The 13,232-nt window shown below is 70.1% G+C and carries 11 protein-coding genes; 8 read left to right on the top strand and 3 right to left on the bottom strand.

Translation table 11 applies throughout. The features are described from left to right. Positions 1-144 precede the first annotated feature (144 nt). Genes R0D99_RS00155 through R0D99_RS00130 form a run of 6 tightly spaced genes read left to right on the top strand, consistent with a single transcriptional unit; the run spans position 145 to position 5,581 of the window. Complete coding sequence (locus R0D99_RS00155) at positions 145-1,548, top strand: MFS transporter (protein WP_317749415.1); 1,404 nt, start codon at positions 145-147, stop codon at positions 1,546-1,548. Positions 1,549-1,575: 27 nt separating this feature from the next. Beyond that, entirely contained in the window at positions 1,576-2,409 is an 834-nt protein-coding gene (locus R0D99_RS00150) for a shikimate dehydrogenase (protein ID WP_317749414.1), read from the top strand. After that, entirely contained in the window at positions 2,409-3,623 is a 1,215-nt protein-coding gene (locus R0D99_RS00145; RefSeq protein WP_317749413.1) for an MFS transporter, read from the top strand. The genes R0D99_RS00150 and R0D99_RS00145 overlap by 1 nt, the downstream gene beginning before the upstream one ends. 53 nt (positions 3,624-3,676) lie before the next feature. Then, complete coding sequence (gene aroE, locus R0D99_RS00140) at positions 3,677-4,516, top strand: shikimate dehydrogenase (RefSeq protein ID WP_317749412.1); 840 nt, start codon at positions 3,677-3,679, stop codon at positions 4,514-4,516. A gap of 29 nt (positions 4,517-4,545) precedes the next feature. Next, positions 4,546-4,995 carry a type II 3-dehydroquinate dehydratase gene (gene aroQ, locus R0D99_RS00135; RefSeq protein ID WP_317749411.1) on the top strand — a complete coding sequence of 150 codons (450 nt, stop codon included), beginning with the start codon at positions 4,546-4,548 and terminating at the stop codon, positions 4,993-4,995. 10 nt (positions 4,996-5,005) lie between these two features. Then, a complete protein-coding gene (locus R0D99_RS00130) occupies positions 5,006-5,581 on the top strand; it encodes a cob(I)yrinic acid a,c-diamide adenosyltransferase (RefSeq protein WP_317749410.1) in 576 nt (191 codons plus the stop codon). 209 nt (positions 5,582-5,790) lie between these two features. Here R0D99_RS00130 and R0D99_RS00125 read toward each other — a convergent pair whose 3' ends face one another. The 3 genes from R0D99_RS00125 to R0D99_RS00115 form a co-directional block, all read right to left on the bottom strand. Next, positions 5,791-6,351: a superoxide dismutase family protein gene (locus R0D99_RS00125; protein ID WP_317749409.1), complete on the bottom strand. Its 561-nt coding sequence runs from the start codon at positions 6,349-6,351 to the stop codon at positions 5,791-5,793. A gap of 39 nt (positions 6,352-6,390) precedes the next feature. Then, positions 6,391-7,677 (bottom strand): solute carrier family 23 protein, encoded by a 1,287-nt coding sequence (locus tag R0D99_RS00120; RefSeq protein ID WP_317749408.1) that lies wholly within the window; start codon positions 7,675-7,677, stop codon positions 6,391-6,393. Positions 7,678-7,894: 217 nt separating this feature from the next. After that, a complete protein-coding gene (locus tag R0D99_RS00115) occupies positions 7,895-9,019 on the bottom strand; it encodes an aminoglycoside phosphotransferase family protein (RefSeq protein WP_317749406.1) in 1,125 nt (374 codons plus the stop codon). Between the two features lie 166 nt (positions 9,020-9,185). Between R0D99_RS00115 and R0D99_RS00110 the strand changes: the two genes are divergently transcribed. Then, on the top strand, positions 9,186-11,507 hold the full coding sequence (locus tag R0D99_RS00110; RefSeq protein WP_317749404.1) for an LPS-assembly protein LptD: 2,322 nt from the start codon (positions 9,186-9,188) through the stop codon (positions 11,505-11,507). A 69-nt stretch (positions 11,508-11,576) separates the two neighbouring features. Continuing rightward, on the top strand, positions 11,577-13,103 hold the full coding sequence (locus R0D99_RS00105) for a peptidylprolyl isomerase (RefSeq protein WP_317749403.1): 1,527 nt from the start codon (positions 11,577-11,579) through the stop codon (positions 13,101-13,103). Positions 13,104-13,232: the final 129 nt, after the last annotated feature.

The following is a 13,232-nucleotide window of genomic DNA, read 5'->3' as shown; positions in this document are numbered from 1 at the left end:
CATCTTCGTCCGACTATCGCACAACGCCGCACGGCGCCACCTACCGGTCGCGCGGGGTGCCGCCGTACATTCGCGCCACGCCAGACACGGCGCGCCACCCACCCGAGCGTCCAAAAAGGCCGCCGCCACCCACCGGAGACAAGCATGAGCACCACCCCCGTCGGTGAACCCACCGGCAAGCACCAGTCGAAGAAGGCCGCCGCCAGCGGCTGGATCGGCTCGGCGCTGGAGTACTACGACTTCTTCATCTACGCCACCGCCGCGGCGCTGGTGTTTCCGCAAGTGTTCTTTCCCAAGGGCGATCCGGCCATTGCCATCATCGCTTCGTTGGCGACTTACGGCGTGGGCTACGTGGCGCGGCCGATTGGCGCCTTCGTGCTGGGCCACCTGGGCGACACGCGCGGCCGCAAGCAGGTGCTGCTGTGGTGCATGTTCCTGATGGGCTTTTCGACCATCGCCGTCGGCCTGCTGCCCACCTACGACCAGGTGGGCCTGCTCGCACCGGCGCTGCTGGTGCTGATGCGGCTGATTCAGGGCTTTGCGGTGGCGGGTGAAATCTCCGGCGCCAGCTCCATGATCCTGGAACACGCGCCGTTTGGGCGCCGGGGCTATTTCGCCAGCTTCACGCTGCAGGGCGTGCAGGCGGGGCAGATTCTGGCGGCGGCGGTCTTTTTGCCGCTGGCGCACTACATGGAGCCGGAAGCGTTCAACAGCTGGGGCTGGCGCATTCCGTTCCTGCTGAGCTTCATCGTCATCATCGCCGGCTGGATCATCCGCCGCAAGGTGCACGAAACGCCCGCCTTCACCGACAAGGTGGCGCAGCAGGCCAGCGCCCGCTCGCCCATCGTCGACGCCTTCAAGTACAGCTGGAAAGACATGCTGCGCGTGATCTGCATGTCGCTGATGAACGTGATTCCGGTCGTCGCCACCATCTTCGGCGCCGCCTACGCGGTGCAGCCGGCCTACGGCATCGGCTTTGCGAAGGACGTGTACCTGTGGATCCCCGTGCTGGGCAACATCCTGGCGGTGCTGGTGATTCCGCTGGTGGGCAACCTGTCGGACCGCGTCGGCCGCCGCCCGCCTATCATCGTCGGCTCGCTGCTGGCCGGGCTGCTGGCGTTTGGCTACCTGTACGCCATCAGCATCAGGAACGTGCCGCTGGCCGTGGCCATGTCGCTGCTGATGTGGGGCGTGGTCTACCAGGGCTACAACGCCGTGTTCCCCAGTTTCTATCCCGAGCTGTTCCCCACCCGCACCCGCGTATCGGCGATGGCGATTTCGCAGAACCTGGGCACCGCCGTCACCGCCATGCTGCCGGCGCTGTTCACGGCCGTGGCGCCGCCCGGGTCCACCAATATCTGGTTCACCGTGGGCGCCATTGCCTTCGGCATCACCGTCATCGCCGCGCTGGCCGCGCTCAGCGCCCGCGAGACCTTCCGCGTGCACATGAACGACCTGGGCAACCCCAACGCCCAGCCGGTGCCCGAGGCCGAATACGAGCGCCAGCGCGCCCGTTCGCTGGCCGGCCACGCCCATGCCGCGGCCTGAGACCAGCCTCCGCGCGCCACGCCCACCATGTTGTCCGGCAAGACCACGCTGATTGCCCACATCGGCTTTCCCACCGAGAGCTTCAAGGCCTCGATGATCTACAACCCCTGGTTTGACGCGCACGGCATCGACGCCGCCGTCATCCCCATGGGCGTGACGGCCGACGATTTCGCCACCGCGCTGCCGCTCATCCTGCGCATGAGCAACGTGCGCGGCGCGCTCATCACCATGCCGCACAAGCCGGCCACGCTGGCGCTGGTGGACGAGGCCAGCCCGGCGGCGCGCATTGCCGGCGCCTGCAATGCGGTGCTCAAGGCCGCCGACGGCCGGCTGATCGGCGACATGTTCGACGGCGCCGGCTTCGTGCGCGGCGCCGAGCGCAAGGGCCGCAGCTTTCGTGGCGCGCGCGTGCTGGTGTCGGGCGCGGGCGGCGTGGGCTCGGCCATTGCGGCTTCGATGGCCGGGGCCGGCGCGGCCGAGCTGATGCTGTACGACGCGCGGCCCGGCACGGCCGAGACGCTGGGCGCCCGGCTGGCGCAGCATTACCCGCAGTTGACCGTTCGCACCGGCGCCAACGACCCGGCCGGCTTCGACGCCATTGTCAACGCCACGCCCTTGGGCATGAAGGACGGCGACCCGCTGCCGTTCGATGTCGACCGCATCGCCTCCACAACCTTCGTCGGCGAAGTGGTGATGAAGACGGAGCACACGCCGCTGCTGCAAGCCGCCATGGCCAAGGGCTGTCCCGTGCAGGTGGGCACCGACATGCTGTTCGAGCAGATTCCGGCCTATCTGGACTTCTTTGGCTGGCCCGGCGCCAGCGCCGACGAACTGCGCCAGCGCGCGCGGATCAGCTACTGATGCCGCCGGCGCCGCGTTCGCGCGTTGCGCTGTTCGCGGCGCTGCTGCCGCTGTTGCTGGCCGCGCAGCCGGTGGCCACCGACAGCTATCTGCCCGCGCTGCCGGCGATTGCGCGCGAACTCGGCTCGGCCAGCACCAGCCTCACCGCCTTCGTGCTGGCCTTCGGCGCCGCGCAACTGGGCTTTGGCCCGTTGGCCGACCGATGGGGCCGCCGCCCGGTGTTGCTGCTGGGCCTGGCGCTGTACACCGTGGCCGCCTTGGCCTGCGCGTGGGCGCCGGGCACGGCGGCGCTGGCAGCGCTGCGCGCGGCGCAAGGGCTGGCGATGGCGGCCATCCTGGTGTGTGCGCGAGCGGCCGTGCGCGACCTGTTCAGCGCCGGCGAAGGCCTGCAGGTGATGGCGCGCGGCCTGAGCGGCCTGGGCGTGGTGGCGCTCATCTCGCCGCTGGCCGGTGCGTGGATGGTGCAGACCTTTGGCTGGCGCGCGGTGATGGTGGCGATGGGCGTGTACGGCGCGCTGCTGGGCGTGGCTTGCTGGCGCTGGTTTGGCGAAACGCTGGGCGCACGTGGCGCCAGCGCCGCGGTTCCCGAATCGTCGCGCGCCCAAGTGCGCCAGGTGCTGACCAACGGGCCGTTTCGCGTCTGGACGGGGGTTTCCTCCTTCAGCTATGCCGGCGTGTTCTGCTTCCTGCTGCTGTCGCCCATGGTCTACATCACGCTGTTGGGCCTGTCGCCGGCGCTGTACGGGTGGATTCCCGCCGGCGGCTCGCTGGTGTACATCGCCAGCACACAGCTGTGCCGCCGCCTGCTGAGGCACCGGGGCGCCGTGCGCACGGTGCAGCTGGGGGCGCTGTCCAGCGTCAGCGGCGGGCTGATGCAGGTGGCGGGCTGGCTGCTGTGGCCCGGTGCGGCCTGGCCGCTGCTGGCCGGGCACGCCGTCTATGTGCTGGGTCACGGCATCCACCAGCCCTGCGGGCAGGCCGGCGCGGTGCAGGATTTGCCCGCGCTGGCCGGCCGCGCCGTGTCGTGGTCGGGCTTTCTGATGATGCTGTGCGCCTTCTGCGCCGGGCAGACCGCCGCGCTGTTTGTCGGGCCGCAGATGCCCTATGGCCCCTGGCCCATGGTGCTGCCGCTGCTGCTGGCGGGCGTGGTGCTGGTGGTGCTGGCCTTCACGGTGCTGCCGCGCCACGCGGTGGCGGCGCGACCGGCAGCATAAGATGACGGGCGTGCCGCGCGCCTGCAGGGCGTGCCTTTCATCCCGGATTGCCCATGCCCGACCGCTATGCCGTCATCGGCCACCCCATCGCCCACAGCAAATCGCCGCTGATCCATGGCCTGTTCGCGCAGGCCACTGGCCAGGACATGACGTACGACATGATCGACGGCGGCGCCGAACCCGGCGGCTTTGACCGCGCGCTGGCCAGCTTCCGCACCGCCGGCGGGCGCGGACTGAACGTCACCCTGCCGTTCAAGCTGCAGGCGTTGGCCGCGGCCACGCAGGCCAGCGACGACGCGCGCCTGGCGGGTGCGGCCAACGCGCTTCGCTTCGACGGCGAGCGCATCGAGGCGCAAAACTTCGACGGCATTGGCCTGGTGCGCGACATCGAACACAACCTGGGCCTTCCGCTGGCCGGCAAACGCGTGCTGCTGCTGGGCGCCGGCGGCGCCACGCGCGGCGCACTGCTGCCGCTGGCGCGCGCGGGCGTGGCGCGGCTGGTGCTGGCCAACCGCACCGCCGCCAAGGCGACCGGCCTGGCGCGCGAAGCGGCCCCGCACCTGGGCGGTTGCGTGGTCGAAGGCGGCGGCTTGGCCGATCTGACCGCCAGCGACACGTTCGAGCTGGTCATCAACGCCACCTCGTCATCGCTGAGCGGCGAAGCACCCGCCGTGCCCGCCAGCGCTTTCGCGTCGGCCGCGCTGGCCTACGACATGGTCTATGGCAAGGGCCTGACGCCGTTTCTGAAAGCCGCGCAAGCGGCGCGCTGTGCCCGCGTGGCCGACGGCGTGGGCATGCTGGTCGAGCAGGCCGCCGAGGCCTTTGCCTGGTGGCGCGGCGTGCGCCCCGACACGCGCGACGTGCTGGCGCGGCTCACGGTGCCGCTGGTCTGACCATTTCCTTCATTGCAAAAAAGTCCACCATGAACCTCCTCGTCCTGCACGGCATCAACCTCAACATGTTCGGCCAGCGCGACCCTGGCCAGTACGGCACCGCCACGCTGGCTGACATTGACGGGGCGCTGCAGACGCTGGCGGGCGAACTGGGCGCGACGGTGGCGTGCTTTCAGACCAACCACGAGGGCGCCATGTGCGAGCGCATCCACCAGGCGCACCGCGACGGCACCGACGCGGTCGTCATCAACGCCGGCGCGTGGACGCACACCAGCGTCGCCATCCGCGACGCGCTGGCCATCCTGAAATGCCCGATCGTCGAAGTGCACATGAGCAACGTGCACGCGCGCGAACCGTTCCGCCACCACTCCTACATCGCTGACATTGCACGCGGGCAGATCTGCGGCTTTGGCGTCGATTCATATCTTTTGGGGCTGCGAGCGGCCGCCAGTGCTGCGCAGTCAGCTATCAAAAAGTGAGAAACCAAGCATGGGCAAGCGCCTGACTCAGATCGCCACCCGCACCGGCGACGACGGCACCACCGGCCTGGGTGACAACACCCGCGTCTCCAAGGCCAGCGCGCGGCCGATGGCGATGGGCGACGTCGACGAACTCAACAGCCACATCGGCCTGCTGCTGTGCGACGACATGCCGGCCGACGTGCGCGAGCTGCTGATCGACATCCAGCACCAGCTGTTCAACCTGGGCGGCGAGCTGTCCATCCCCGGCTTTGAACTGCTGCAGGACGACGCGCTGGCGCAACTGGACGACGCGCTGGAGCGCTACAACGCCACGCTGCCGCGCCTGCAGGAATTCATCCTGCCCGCCGGCACCCGCGCCGCCGCGCAGGCCCACATCTGCCGCACCGTCGCCCGCCGCGCCGAACGCGCCGTCGTCGCCCTGGGCCAGCAAGAGGCCGTGCGCGACGCCCCGCGCCGCTACCTCAACCGCCTGTCCGACCTGATGTTCGTGCTGTCCCGCGTGCTCAACCGGCACCGGCCGGATGGCAGCGCGGGGGACGATGTGTATTGGAAGAGCGAGCGGTTGAAACGGGCGGGCGAATAGCCGTCAGCCGCGTTGGTGCGACACCCGGTGGCCGCGGCGCGATTTGCGCATTCAGCGCAGCCTTGCCGGGCGATGGACGAATTAGGGCCTGTTCACGCTATTTCCAGCCATGCGTTGCGAGTCAAAAAGGCCACTCGCCAAGGCGCCAGACGCGCTGGCGGTGCTGTCTCTATGCCGCGCAGCCGGCTTGCCACTGCGCGGCAAAAAACTCAATGCCCCGGCTCAATCACCGCGCAGGCCACGCGGGCGCCGGCGTTGCCGGTGGGCTGGGTCCGGTAGTCGTCGGGGCTGGCGTGCACGATCAGGCCGCGGTTGACGATGCTCTGCGGTCCGGTCAGCTGGATGTCGTGGCTGACGTACTGCACGGTGGCGCTGCCGGTGGCGTCGGCCTGCAGCATGGGCAGGTCGCCGGCGTGGCCCTGGCCGGGGGTGGCGTGCTGGCGCCCGGTCGGGTTGAAGTGGCCGCCCGCAGCCGTGCCGTCGCCGCTGCAGACGCCGTTTTCGTGAATGTGGAAGCCCACGCGCGCATTGGGCGCCAGGTTGTTGACCTGGCCGGTGATGCGCACCGCGCCGTCGGTCATCTGCGCAAAGCGGATCAACCCCTGCACCGGCTTGCCCGCCACGGGCTGCGCGGTGGTGGTGGCGCGCAGCTCGGCCTGCGCGCGGGCGACGGGCGTGGCGCTGTCACTGCGCGTGGTGGTGCAGGCGCCCACGGCGCCCAGAGCGGCCAGTGCGACGGCAAGGCGAAGGAAGCGGGGACTGGTCATCATCAAGCGATCTCCGATGTTCGTTAGTCAAAAACAGGCATCTTACGAACGCCGCCGCAGCAGCGCGTGTAGGAGAACCGCGCCAAACGTCGCCGTGCCGATGCCGCCCAGCGCGAAGCTGCCGAACTTCAGCGTGAAGTCGCCCGTGCCCAGCACCAGCGTGATGGCCGCCGTCAGCAGATTGGCCGGGTCGGAAAAGTCCACCTGGTTGTCGACCCATATCTTGGCGCCCGCCACGGCGATCAGGCCAAACACCACGATGCTCACGCCACCCATTACCGGCAGCGGAATCGCCTGGATCAGCGCGCCGAACTTGGGGCTGAAGCCCAGCAGCAGCGCGATCAGCGCCGCCACCACGAATACCGCGGTCGAATAGATGCGCGTGGCCGCCATCACGCCGATGTTCTCGGCATACGTCGTCACGCCCGTGCCGCCGGCGCTGCCGCTCACCATGGTGGCGATGCCGTCGCCGATGAAGGCGCGGCCGATGTACGGGTCCAGGTTGCGGCCGGTCATGGCCGTCACCGCCTTCAGGTGGCCCAGGTTCTCGGCCACCAGGATCAGCGCCACCGGCACGATCAGCAGCAGCGCATTGGCCTCGAACACCGGCGCGGTGAACTTGGGCATGCCGATCCAGGCGGCGTTCGCGATGCCCGAAAAATCCATCGGCTTGCCCAACCCCATGCCGTTGGTCAGCACCAGGTAGACCCCCGTGGCCAGCAGCAGGCCGACCAGAATCAGCAGCCGCTGCACCATGCCGCGCGTGAACACCGCCACCAGCGCCACGCAGACGAAGGTGACCAGCTGCATCCAGGCGTCGAAGTTGCCCGCCGCCATGTTCTTGACCGGAATGCCCGCCAGGTTGAGCCCGATCACCGCCACCACCGCGCCGGTCACCACGGGCGGCATCAGCCGCTCGATCCAGCCCGTGCCCGCTGCCTGCACGATGGCGCCGATCACGGTGTACAGCAGCCCGCAGGCGATGATGCCGCCCAGCGCCACGCCGATGTTGGCGTTGGGCCCCTTGCCCGCGTACGCCGTGGCGGCAATTACCACGCCGATGAAGGCGAACGACGAGCCCAGGTAGCTCGGCACCTTGCCGCCGGTGATGAAATAGAAGATGAGCGTGCCGATGCCGCTCATGAAGATCGCCAGGTTCGGGTCGAACCCCATCAGGATCGGCGCCAGCACCGTGGCGCCGAACATCGCGATCACGTGCTGCACGCCCATGGCCGCCGTCTGCGGCCAGGGCAGGCGCTCGTCGGGGGCGATCACGCCGCCGCCCTGCAGCACCGACACGGGTTTCTCTTGCCAGTCGAACAGGCCCATCCTCGCGCTCCTCTTGGTTGCTATGCCGGCGATGGTAGATCAGCGGCATGGCGCCGGCGTGGGGCGCGGGCTATTTGTCGCTGTCCGGCGCAATGGCAGCGCTGCCTGGCTGGTGGTTTGCTATATATAAGATAGCTGCAGGCGCTTGTCTGGAGCGCGCAAGGTCACACATTCGCTCAAAGATCAACGGCGGGCCGCGGCGTGAAGCCGCGCCCGTTCAGACCCGCCCGTACGCCCAGCCGCTGACCGCCTCGGTGCCCTCGATCTGGTCGATGGCCTTGAGCAGCGGTGCCAGCTCGCGGTAGCGGCCGGCGGTGTGGCGGATGTAGGCGATGAAGCGCGGCGCATCGGCCAGGTACTTGGGCTTGCCGTCGCGCAGGGTCAGCCGCGCAAAGATGCCGGCCACCTTCAGGTGCCGCTGCAGGCCCATCCATTCGACGGCGCGCCAGAAGCTGCCGAAGTCGCTGTGCCAGTCCTCGAAGTCCATCAGCCCCAGCTTGCGGGCGCGCTCCCAGTAGCGCACGGTGATGTCCAGCACGAATTCCTCGTCCCACGTCAGGAAGGCGTCGCGCATCAGGCTGGCGATGTCATAGGTGGCGGGGCCGTACAGCGCGTCCTGGAAGTCCAGCACGCCCAGCGCGCCGCCTGGGGTGGTGGGCAGCATCAGGTTGCGTGGCATGAAGTCGCGGTGCACGTAGACGCTGGGCGCGGCCAGGTTGCGCGCGACGATCAGGTCGAACGTCTGGTTGAGCGTGTCGCGCAGCGCGCCGTCGACCGCCACGCCGCGGTGCTGCGCCAGGTACCAGTCGGGAAACAGCGCCAGCTCGCGCCGCAGCACGGCCTCGTCGTACGGCGGCAGCACGCCGGGGCGCGAGGCCTGCTGCCAGCGCAGCAGCGCGTCCACCGCCTGCTCGTACAGCGGGCGGTTGGCCTCGGGGCGGTCGGGGTCGATCGCGGCCATCATGGTCTGCGCGCCCAGGTCGGTCAGCAGCATGAAGCCGTGGGGCTCGTCCCACGCCAGCACCTGCGGCACGTTCAGCCCGGCCGCCTGCATCAGCCCGGCGACGTGGACGAAGGGCGCGCAGTTCTCGTGCGCGGGCGGCGCGTCCATGATGATGCGGCTGCCGCCGTCCTGCGTGTCGATACGCAGGTAGCGCCGGAAGCTGGCGTCGGCCGAGGCCACGCGCAGGCTGGCGGGCTGCAGGGACTGCGGTCCGGCCACGCCGGCCAGCCAGGCGTCAAAGGCGGCATGGCGGGCGGGGTCGGCCCACGTGGGCGCGGGGCCTGGCGCGCCCGCAGCGGAAACGGAAGGTGACAGTGGGGCCGGTGTCGCGTCGCTCATGGATAATCGATTCTAGAGCGAGCCATCGCCCCGACGCGCCAGCGTGCCCCGCACGCCGCCACCCGGGTCGCGCGGGCTGGCCGCCCATTCCGACCGATCCGCAGTGCAGGCTTCGCCGCTTTCCCTTTCGCTGTGTCAGGCGCCCTTTCGCGGCGGGCTGCGTCCCGTGGCCTGGGCCGTGCTCGCCCTGCTGGCGGGGCCGGCGCTGGCGCAGACCGAACCGCTGACCCTGCGCGCCACGCCGCTGCTGGCCGAAGACCTGGCCGACAACGTCAACCCGCCCACCGTGGTGTATGGCGACCGCATCACCGGCCGCACCGATCTGGAAACGGTGATCGAAGGCCGCGCCGAGCTGCGCCAGCCCGGCCGCGTGGCCTTCGGCGACAAGCTGGTGTACGACGAAACCACCGACACCGCCACCCTCACCGGCGGCGCGCGCGTCAACGCCGAGGGAGACCGCTACACCGCCACGTCCGGCCAGTTGCGGCTCGACGCCATGGAAGGCTTTCTGCTGCAGCCGACCTACCGCTTCCTGGCCACCGGCGCGCACGGCGCGTCCGAGCGCATCGACATGCTCGACCGCGACCGTTCGCGCGTCTGGCAGGGCACCTACACCACCTGCGAGCGCTATGGCGACGGCGCCGACTGGCGGCCGGACTGGCTGCTGCGCGCCGACCGGCTGGACCTGGACCGCGAAGACGACGAAGGCCGCGCCTACGGCGCCGTGCTGGAATTCAAGGGCGTGCCCATCCTGCCGGTGCCGACCATGAGCTTTCCGCTGGGCGAACAGCGCAAGTCCGGCTGGCTGCCGCCGCTGATCGGGCTGGACAACCGCAGCGGCCTGAACCTGGCGGTGCCGCACTACTGGAACATCGCGCCCAACCGCGACGCCACCGTCACGCCCGGCATCATGACGCGCCGCGGCGTCGATGTGCAGGGCGAATTCCGCTACATGGAAGTCGGCTACCAGGGCCGCCTCAACGCCAACTGGATGCCCAACGACCGCCTGCGCGGCGGGCTCAACCGCTGGGGTTATTTCGTGCGCCACAACGGGTCGCACGACACGGGCATCGACGGCATCGGCAACGTGGGCGTGGGGCTCAACCTCAACCGCGTGAGCGACAACGACTACTGGCGCGACTTCACGCGCAACGGCGTGGCGCTGACCACCCGCCTGCTGGCCAACGACGGCATGCTGTCGTGGGGCCGGGGCGACTTCTCGTTCAACGCGCGCGCCGTCAAGTGGCAGACGCTGCAGGACGTCAACGCCCCCATCCTGCCGCCCTACGACCGCCTGCCGCAACTGGTGGCGCGCTGGGGCCGCCTGAACGACCGCGGGTTTGACTATTCGGTGGTGGGTGACTTCACGCGCTTTCACGCCGACCCGCTGCTGACCCGGCAGGTCAACGCCGACCGCGCCTTTGTGCAGGCGCAGGTGGCGCGGCCCTTCACGCGGCCGTGGGGTTTCCTGACGCCCAAGCTGCAGCTGCACGCCACGCAGTACAACTTCGACGGCCCCCTCGCCGACGGCAGCAGCAGCGCCAGCCGCGTGCTGCCCACCTTCAGCCTGGACGGCGGCCTGGTGTTCGAGCGCGACGCCCGCTACTTCGGCCGCGCCTTCCGCCAGACGCTGGAGCCGCGCCTGATGTACGTGTACACGCCGTACCGCGACCAGAGCCGGCTGCCGGTGTACGACACCGGCGCCTACGACTTCAACTTTGCCACCATCTGGGCCGAAAACGCCTTTGCCGGCAACGACCGCATCGTCGACAACAACCTGGTCACCGGCGGCCTCACCACGCGCCTGCTCGACCCCGAAACCGGCGCCGAAGCCGTGCGCCTGGCCGTGGCCCAGCGCTACCGCTTCAGCGGCCAGCAGGTGGTGATGCCGGGCGGCGCGCCCACCACGCCCGGCTGGTCGGACCTGATGCTGGGCGCGTCGATCAACTGGACGCCGCAATGGGGCCTGGACACGGTGGTGCAGTACAACCTGGACACGCGCACCAGCACCCGCACCACCGTGCAGGGGCGCTACTCGCCCGGCCCGTATCGCACCGTCAGCATGGCCTATCGCCACCAGCGCGACCTCAACAGCGAATCGGTCGACGTCGGCTGGCAGTGGCCGCTCAGCCAGCGGGCTGGCCGGCGGGGCGAACTGGGTTCCACCGCGCGCGCCAGTGGCGGCAGCTGCGGCCGCAGCGACTGGTACAGCGTCGGCCGCCTCAATTACGACCTGCACGGCCGGCAGCTGACCGAAGGGCTGCTGGGCATCGAATACGATGCCGGCTGCTGGATCGGCCGGCTGGTGGTCGAGAAGCTGCACAGCTCGATCACCTCGTCCACCAAGCGCATCCTGTTCCAGATCGAGTTCGTCGGCCTGTCGCGCCTGGGCAGCGACCCGCTGAGCCGGCTGCGCAACACCATTCCGCGCTACCGTTACCTGCGCGATGATGTCACGCCGCCCAGCCGCTTCACCGAATATGAATGAGCCCCGAGTCCGGCGCGCCCGCCGCCCCGCGCACGCCGTGATGCGTGCGGTGCGTTAAGGAGAAAACAGATGTCTCGCGTTCTTTCTCGCCTTGCCCACGCCCGCTGGCTTGCGGTGTCGGCGGCGTGCGTGGCGCTGGCCTGGCCCGCACAGGCACAGACCGGCGCCAGCGCGCCCGCCGCCTCGCCCAGCCCGTCCGCCGCCAAAAAGCCGGCGCGAAAAGCCGCGCGCAAGCCCGCACCCAAGCCGGCAGCGCGCCAGGCCGCGCCCGCCGTGGCTCCGGCGCCTGCCGCCGCGCCGCCCAGCGCACCCGCGGCCGCGCCACCGGCGCCCGCGCGCCCGGCGGCGACGGCCGGCCCGCGCGAAGCCGACTACATCGTCGCCGTGGTCAACACCGAGCCCGTCACCAACAACGAGGTGCGCGCCCGCATGGCCCGCGCGCAACGGCAGATCGCCGAGCGCGGCATGCCGGCGCCGGCCGGTGCCGATTTGCGCAAGGACATGATGGAGCGCCTGATCGCCGAACGCGCGCAACTGCAGTACGCGCGCGAAATCGGCGTCAAGGTGGACGACGCGGCGCTGACGCAGGCCGAGCTGTCGATCGCGCGCCAGAACCAGCTCAGCTCGGTGAAAGAGCTGTACGCCCGCATCGAGCAGGACGGCATCGCCGTGAAGGACTTCCGCGACGATGTGCGCAACCAGGTGCTGCTGGCGCGCCTGCGCCAGCAGGAGATCGAGCCCAAGCTGCGCGTCACCGATGCCGAGGTCGACAGCTTCATCCGCGAACAGACCGGCGCACGCGCCGGCGCGGTCGATTTGAACCTGGCCATGATCCTGGTCGCCGTGCCCGAAGGCGCCAACGCCGCGGAACAGGCCCGCCTGCAGGCGCGTGCCGACGAAGCGGCGCGCCGCGCGCGCGGCGGCGAAGACTTCGCCAAGCTGGCCACCGAATATTCCGACGCCAACAACCGCGGCCGCGACGGCGGCGTGCTGGGCCTGCGCCCGATCGAGCAATACCCCGAGCTGTTCCAGCGCAGCGTGCAGCGCGCGCGCATGGGCGACGTGGTCGGCCCGGTCAAGTCCGACGCCGGCTTTCACGTGCTGAAGGTGCTGGAGCGCAAGCAGAACAACGACCTGCCCGAGGTGAAGATCCCGCAGACGCAGGTGCGCCACATCCTGCTGCGCACCGGCCCGACGCAGAGCGAGCGCGTGGCGCGCGAGCGCGCGGCCGACATCAAGCGGCGCGTGGTGTCCGGCCAGGCCAGCTTCGAGCAGCTGGCGCGCGAATATTCGCAGGACGAAAGCGCGCAGGACGGCGGCGAACTGGGCTGGGTGCCGCCCGGCCAGTTCGTGCCCGAATTCGAGCAGGCCATGAACAACCTCAACCCCGGCGAAGTCAGCGACCCGGTGGTCACGCGCTTCGGCGTGCACGTGATCCGTGTCGACGGCCGGCGCGAACAGGTGCTCACCGCCGCCGAGCAGCGCCAGCTGGCGCGCAACATGCTGCGCGAAAAGAAGGCGCAGGAAGCCTTCGAGACCTGGGCGCGCGAAGTGCGCGGCCGCGCGTACGTCGAATACCGCGACCCGCCGAGATGAGCCGCCCCCTGAGGCGCTTGCGCGCCTTCCCCCCAAGGGGGGGGACGCCGCCAGCGGCCGGGTCAAGCCCGCTCCGCGGCGGCCCTGGCGTGGCTTGCGCCGCAGCCATTCGATGCGGGTTTCGAGCGC

Source organism: Ottowia sp. SB7-C50 (assembly GCF_033110285.1).
In the GTDB taxonomy this organism is placed as follows: domain Bacteria; phylum Pseudomonadota; class Gammaproteobacteria; order Burkholderiales; family Burkholderiaceae_C; genus Ottowia.
This window is presented reverse-complemented; position numbering and strand designations above follow the sequence as displayed.